This is a genomic window from Soehngenia longivitae, from assembly GCF_004684055.1.
Taxonomy (GTDB): domain Bacteria; phylum Bacillota; class Clostridia; order Tissierellales; family Tissierellaceae; genus Soehngenia; species Soehngenia longivitae.
Map to the genome: position 1 here is coordinate 1 of NZ_SRIB01000021.1, position 7,047 is coordinate 7,047.

General features: G+C 31.6%; 7 protein-coding genes. 5 read left to right on the forward strand and 2 right to left on the reverse strand.

Translation table 11 applies throughout. The annotated features are described in order from the left end of the window. The first annotated feature begins 359 nt into the window (after nt 1-359). The 3 genes from E4100_RS09120 (at nt 360) to E4100_RS09130 (ending at nt 2,314) form a co-directional block, all read left to right on the forward strand. Nucleotides 360-809 (forward strand): GNAT family N-acetyltransferase, encoded by a 450-nt coding sequence (locus E4100_RS09120; protein WP_135271742.1) that lies wholly within the window; start codon nt 360-362, stop codon nt 807-809. An 87-nt stretch (nt 810-896) separates the two neighbouring features. Next, complete coding sequence (locus tag E4100_RS09125; RefSeq protein ID WP_135271743.1) at nt 897-1,526, forward strand: ABC transporter ATP-binding protein; 630 nt, start codon at nt 897-899, stop codon at nt 1,524-1,526. After that, nucleotides 1,523-2,314 (forward strand): ABC transporter permease, encoded by a 792-nt coding sequence (locus E4100_RS09130; protein WP_135271744.1) that lies wholly within the window; start codon nt 1,523-1,525, stop codon nt 2,312-2,314. Before E4100_RS09125 ends, E4100_RS09130 begins: the two co-directional genes overlap by 4 nt. Before the next feature lie 48 nt (nt 2,315-2,362). On the opposite strand, the gene E4100_RS09135 is transcribed toward E4100_RS09130, so the two are convergent. Together E4100_RS09135 and E4100_RS09140 are read right to left on the reverse strand one after the other, a co-directional pair. Next, nucleotides 2,363-3,595 (reverse strand): metallopeptidase TldD-related protein, encoded by a 1,233-nt coding sequence (locus E4100_RS09135; RefSeq protein ID WP_135271745.1) that lies wholly within the window; start codon nt 3,593-3,595, stop codon nt 2,363-2,365. Nucleotides 3,596-3,607: 12 nt separating this feature from the next. Beyond that, nucleotides 3,608-4,945, reverse strand: coding sequence for a TldD/PmbA family protein (locus E4100_RS09140; protein ID WP_135271746.1), 1,338 nt, complete (start codon nt 4,943-4,945; stop codon nt 3,608-3,610). Between the two features lie 149 nt (nt 4,946-5,094). Here E4100_RS09140 and E4100_RS09145 point away from each other — a divergent pair, with 149 nt between their 5' ends. Both E4100_RS09145 and E4100_RS09150 read left to right on the forward strand, forming a co-directional pair. Continuing rightward, nucleotides 5,095-5,367, forward strand: a complete 273-nt coding sequence (locus E4100_RS09145; protein ID WP_135271747.1) for an NAD(P)H-dependent oxidoreductase subunit E — start codon at nt 5,095-5,097, stop codon at nt 5,365-5,367. Between the two features lie 26 nt (nt 5,368-5,393). Then, on the forward strand, nt 5,394-6,896 hold the full coding sequence (locus tag E4100_RS09150; protein WP_135271748.1) for a 4Fe-4S dicluster domain-containing protein: 1,503 nt from the start codon (nt 5,394-5,396) through the stop codon (nt 6,894-6,896). Nucleotides 6,897-7,047: the final 151 nt, after the last annotated feature.

The following is a 7,047-nucleotide window of genomic DNA, read 5'->3' on the forward strand; positions in this document are numbered from 1 at the left end:
TTTTTCTACAGTAGACCTCTAATTAGTTATGCCCAAATTTAAATTTTATAGTATAATTATAACACAAAAAAGGACTTATATAAGTCCTTTTTTGTTGAATTAAACTATTTTAATTTGTTTATTTTGCTGATTTCTAGTAAGGGTCTAATTTAACCTTACAAAGGTCTAATTTAGTTTTACATTTGACCTTATTCTTATAAAGTTACATTTGGCCTTTAATTAAATATCTCATTACAAGTAAAGATGGAAATTATACAATATATTTGATAGAATAAGAGAACAAAAGCAGTAGATAGAAATAATTTGTGTATCATCTAAACTTTTGTAGCTAAATGGATTAACATAACAAGGAGGATATCATGTACGATATAGTAAGACTTGGTTTGGAGGATTTAGATTGTTTTTTGAAAGCAATAAAAACATATTTTCCAGAAGATAATATAGACAAAAAAATATGGAACGAATTATTTGAAGATGAAAGAACCTTTGCCTATGCCATAAAAGAAAATGAGGTCGTTAAAGCATGTATTGCTATTTATAACTGGAAGGGAGAAAATGACTATATAAAGATTATGACTATTGGAACTGATCCTGAATATAGAGACAAGGGATATGCTCATGCATTGATGCAACATATAATCGATGAATCTTTAAAAGATGATATGCATATATTTAAAGCTGAAACAAGAGAATCAAATATAAAAATGCAAAAGGTATTTGAAGATTTTGGATACAATGTTACAAACAAGGTAGAAGGCTATTTTGACAACCCAGTTGAAACAGCATATAAGTATTCTTTAGAGATATAATTAACACTGATAGATTTTCCATTATATAATATTCATTTTCAATATTTTATTATTCATTTGACTTAAAATCTAATATAGGAGAAAAATATGGATATAATTAAAACCAAAGATTTAGTATTTGAAGAATTTATAAGATACCCAGATATTTCTATTAAGAAAGGGAGAGTAGTTTTTCTAGTTGGAAGTTCAGGAAGTGGTAAAAGTACATTGTTAAAGCTGTTTAATGCGACTTTATCTCCTAGTTCGGGGGATATTTTTTACGAAGGGCAAAATATATATGAAATAGATACCTTAAAACTTAGGAGAGAAGTTCTATTAGTTGGTCAATCGGTTTATTTATTTGATGGAAGTATAAAAGATAATTTCTATAAATTCTATTCATATAGAGAAATTGAAATGCCAAGTGAAGAAGTAATTAAAGAATATCTTTCAATTTGTCAATTAGACTTTCCACTTGAAACTCAAACTAGTATACTTTCTGGTGGGGAAGCTCAAAGACTTTATACAGCTATATTTTTATCGTTTTTACCTAAGATTATAATGCTTGATGAACCAACTAGTGCATTAGATACACACAATGCAAAATCTTTATTGAGAGATATCATAAAACTTGCTAAAACCAAAGAGATGACTGTAATTGTGGTAAGTCACGATAAAAATCTTTCTGATGAGTTTGCAGAAGATATAATAGATATCGAAGGGAGTAAGACAATATGACAAATGCTGGTATAGTTCAATTAAGTATTTTTCAGTTTTCACTGATATATCTATTGCTGATAGTGGTTTTAGCGATCATGAAGAAAGCAAATGTAAATCAAACAAAGCTTCTAATTGTCGCAAGTGTAAGAATGACTGTGCAATTGACACTAGCGGGTTTTGTTTTAACTTATATATTTGAAAATCCAAGCCCGTTGTTTACTAGTCTTTATTTGCTGACCATGACATTGTTTGCAATACACAGAGCATTATCGAAGAATAAATGGCTTAATAAGTCTTTTAAATGGGCAGTAGCTTTATCATTGGCTGGCTCAGGCTTAATCATCTTAGCATTTTTTGTGATAGTGGTTGTGAGAGTTGACTTTTTCAATCCTCAGTATACAATTCCTCTATCTGGGATGATAATGGGAAATGCTATGACTGGTGTAAATTTAGGGTTAAAGAGTTTTAAGGACAATTTCAGTTCTCAGAGAAAGCGAGTTGAAACTCTATTAAATTTAGGAGTAAAGCCTAAAAAGATACTCTTGCCATTTTCACAAAATGCTTTAGAAACAGCTCTACTTCCAACTTTAAACAATATGGTTGGAATGGGTATAATTTCACTCCCAGGGATGATGACAGGTCAAATTTTATCAGGTACAGCACCTACCACTGCGATTCTTTACCAAATAGCAATCATGATTGCCATAGCTACAGTAGTCTGTTTAGCTACTTTTTCCACACTCAATCTAGGAATTAGAACTCTTTATAATGATAGAAATCAAATTGAATTTTTACATGAGAATTAAAATAAATAATAAAAATCTCAGAGTGCTCTCTGAGATTTTTATTGGTGACTACAGCTTATCTACTTTCATATCCATTATCATATATTTGTCATTTGATAGTGCGCTACAATTGTCTTTGCTAACCCCTCTAAAAGAATTGCCAAACATATCAAATAAATGTGAAGAGATGTTTAATTCAGGGAGTCTGCCAATGAACTTCTCTCCATCGAATAGTAAAGCTAATTGAACTGGTGCTGCAAAATTTCCTTCAGGTGTAAAATCTCCACCAGATGTCATTAATACGAATACACCCATTTCTCCACCTAAAAGCTCTTTAGCAGTTTTTTCAGATTCTTTAACTTTAAACGCTGGTGTACCTAAAGTTGGGACACTGTCATATTCGCAAGTAGCTGACCCAGTCAATGGGAGATTATATTTTTGGGATACCCTCTTGTTTGTATACGGTGATATAACAACACCGTTTTCTATCAAAGAGTATCTATAGTTCTCGTTGACAACTCCTTCTGCATCAAAGAAAGGCACAGGGAGATCTTTTGGATTGTTATTTTGATAAAGTGTAAAATTATCATTGAATACTTTCATTCCCATTTTCTGACTCAATAGTGAGCTTCCACTACCAAAATTATTACCGTCTAGAGCTTGCATGAATTTTAGAAATGGAACTTCCTCACTTGTTACAAATACAACTGGCAGAGTTTTTTTATTCGGGAGATCTACTTTGTTTTTATATGCATCTAAAATATGAAACATATCATTTAACGCTAAAGTGCGATCATATTTTCTTCCCTCAAAGCCAACAAAACCATCCATTATATTTAATGAAGTCTTCTCTTTAAATAATAACCCAAGAGAGATAAATCTGTCCTTATGATATAGATCAAGGCCTTTTTCATTGATTAATTTTACACTGTAATCAGTTAGATTGAATTTATGAGAGAAATAAAAGTCAGAATATTTTTCTCTTAAGACACTTAATATAGCTTCTAATTCATCTACCATCTTAGTTTCATCAAGTATATTTGATGAATAATCTTCATATATTTTCTTATTAGTTTCGATTTCAAAATCATATGGTATTTTATTTTCCAGAGTTGATATCGCTTTATTTAATAAATCTGATTCCTCAAAATTTCCTATTGCTCCTGCATATCCAATATATCCGTTATCATAAAGTCTTAGACCAGTTCTAGTTATATTTTTATTTCGAACTGAGTCAATTCTACTTTGGCTTACATTTAAAGATATTTCTTTTACATTAGTTATATATTTTTCCTTTATCATCTTTTTCACCACCTATTGAATATTTAAAGACTTTACTCTTACAAAAGGACCACCAAAGCCAACAGGCAGAGGAAATTGCTCCATTTTTCCACATCCACCTAATATAAAGCTCATGATTTCAACTTCATTTGAAAGACCATCTATTTCGTTTAGAGTTTCCATAACATTGCCAGTAACGACTGATATATTCACTGGTTCTGCAATTTTTCCATCTCTTATATAATATGCGAGCGATGGTGCAATCGTAAATGTGGACATTCCCGAACCATGTTTTATATCATCTATAAATATGCCATTTTTTACTTCACTAAACAATTCTTCTTTTGTCATATTTCCTTGTTCTATATAAGTGGTAGTCATTCTTACAATTGGCTCAAATTCAAAATTTACAGCTCTAGCATTTCCAGTTAAATCTTCATCAAGATAATATGCAGTATTTGTACTGTGAAGCCGTCCACTTAGGAGCCCATTTTTTATGAGATAAGTTTTTTCAGCTCTTGTGCCTTCATCGTCATATGGCACATATCCGCTACCATCTAAATTGCCATCGTCGACTATATTTAAAAATTCTTTTCCTACAGTTTTTCCTATTGCCCACTCTTTTTTCATAGTTTCATCACCTATCATAAAGTCCGATTCACTTTTATGTCCAAAACTCTCATGAGCAAACACACCTGCAGCAATAGGTGACAAAATGACAGTGTATTTTCCAGGTTCTACTGGTTTAGAGTTTATTAAGAAATCATGGCATTTTGATATAAATGACTTACATTCTTCTGTTTTTCCTCTTAGATCATTTATGTCATTTGAAGCTTTTTGAAAAGTTTCTGATAATAGTTTATCTCCTTTTACAAACTGCATTTTAATAGCTAAACCAGCTGTTTGGTTATCAAATTTAACTGATGAACCTTTGCTTGAGTAGAATTCCTTATATATTTTTCTATCTACATAATAAGCTTTCCAATGTTTTATAAATTCGTATTCTTTTAATACAGGAAAATATTCTTTGAGAAGATTTTGCTTTTCTTTTATACTGATTTTTTTTATATCGTTATGTTCAAATTTTAATAATTCGTCTTTATTCACTTGAAATTTTTTAACGACAGGATTTTCCTCGATTTGTTGATTTGGTTTTGCATATTGGGAGAGAAGATCAATTTCAGCTTGAATATCTTCGGTATTTGAAATAGAATTATAGTACCATTTCTCTCCATCAAATATCCTTATGAAAGCAGCTCTGTAAGTTCTTTCTTTTGATTCTTCAATTTCACCCATTGAGTAAATTATTTTAGTTTCGTAAACATCTTCAATCCGTACATCTGTGTATAAACCTTTGGGAAATTTAAACATAAAAAAGCCCCCTTGCTCTTATTTTCAAATTAATTATATCACATTTGAGTTTCTACATCGGTTAATACTTTAACTATCTTTAAAAATGTAATATAATTAAATCAACTTATGGGTCTATTGAATGCCCTACAATAGTTAGGAGGATTTATATGAAAGTAAAAGTGTGCATGGGATCAAATTGTACTTTGTTAGGAGCAATGAATCTATTAGATCAAATTGAGAGTTTAAGGGAATTGATTGAGGAAAACAAAGAATACAAAGATGAAGAGCTCGAAATCGAATCTATAAAGTGCTTGGGATATTGCAAAGAAACAGATGAAGATATTTCGCCTGTTGTAATAGTAGATGAAGACGTTATATTTAAAGCTACAGGACAAATTGTAATGGAAAAAATAATGGATAAGATGAGAATAAAATCATAAATTTAATTGCGGAGGAATAGAAATAAATGAAAGAAAGTTATGTTGACCTTATAAATATACGAAGAAAGGTCTTTGTAGAAATTGCAAAAATGGCATATGAGGACACAGATCTTAATGAATTAGAGAAAGCGGCTTACAACATTATACCTGGAGAAGTTGCAAAATACAGGGAAAATATATTTAGAGAAAGAGCTGTAGTTGAAGAAAGGCTAAGACTCACCATGGGGCTTAATGTTAGAAGTATGGCTGAATTTACTAGAGTTACAGAGGGAATAGATGAGGTAAATGTCGATGAGACCAAGTTTATCCCTGATTTAGTGAATGTAATAACTTTTGCTTGTGAAGCATGTCCGACTAGAGCTCTTAAAGTCACGGATAATTGCAGAAAATGTCTTGCTCATCCTTGCACAAATGTTTGTCCTGTAAATGCAGTATCAATTGGAAAAGACAGGGCTATAATTGATCAAGACAAGTGCATAAAATGTGGTAGATGTAAAGAAGCTTGTCCATATAGCGCTATAGTCGAATATCAAAGACCTTGTGCCGCTGTTTGTGGAGTAAATGCTATAGAGAGCGATCATTTAGGCAGGGCAAAGATTAATCAAGAAAAATGTGTATCCTGTGGGAGATGTATCATACAGTGTCCTTTTGGAGCAATAGCAGATAAATCTCAAATCTATCAACTGGTAAAAGCTCTTAAGAAGAAGGGGAATATGTATGCTATGATAGCACCTTCATTTATTGGACAATTTGGTGCTTTGACTACACCAGAGCAGATCGTAGAGGGCATAAAGAGGTTAGGATTTAAAGATGTGGTAGAAGTAAGTTTAGGCGCGGATATAACTACTTTACACGAGGCTAAGGAATTTCTTCAAAAAGTTCCTAATGAAATACCTTTTATGGGGACTAGTTGCTGTAATTCATGGGCACTAATGGTAAAAAATAAATTTCCAGAGCAATATAAATACATTTCAGATTCAGCTTCACCAATGGTTGAAACTGCGAAGTACATAAAGAAAAATAACCCAGATGCGATTATAACATTCATAGGACCTTGCATATCAAAAAAATTGGAAGCACTGAGAGAAGAAGTAAAAGACTATGTCCATTTTGTAATTACATTTGAAGAATTAATGGGAATGTTTGTAGCTAAAGATATAGAGTTATCTGAGATTGAAATATCTAAAGAAATACAGGATGCTTCAACGCTTGGAAGAGGGTATCCTGTAGCAGGAGGAGTTGCTGAGGCTGTTAAAAAAACAGCTCAAACTTTAGATCCATCGAGAGAAATAAATGTAGAATCAGCATCAAATCTTGCTGATTGTGTAAAGCTTATGTATCAAGCAAAAGCAGGGAAGAAAAATGGGTACTTATTGGAAGGAATGGCTTGCCCAGGTGGTTGTATAGCTGGGCCGGGCACAATAGCATCAACTACTAGAGTTAGGAAAGCAGTTGAAGAATTTAAAAATAAAGCTCATTACAAGACACCACTTGACAACGAATTAATTGATGAGGAATTAAAAAAATAAAACATGAAATTTATGAATACCTTCAAGAAATAGTCTAGTTGAATTTAGATTACATACTTGAAGGTATTCTTTAATATATAATTTTTTTAATGAGCATTTTCCCTTGAAAATAATAATAGTATTAAATCAGTCTATGTATTTATTTTGTGAT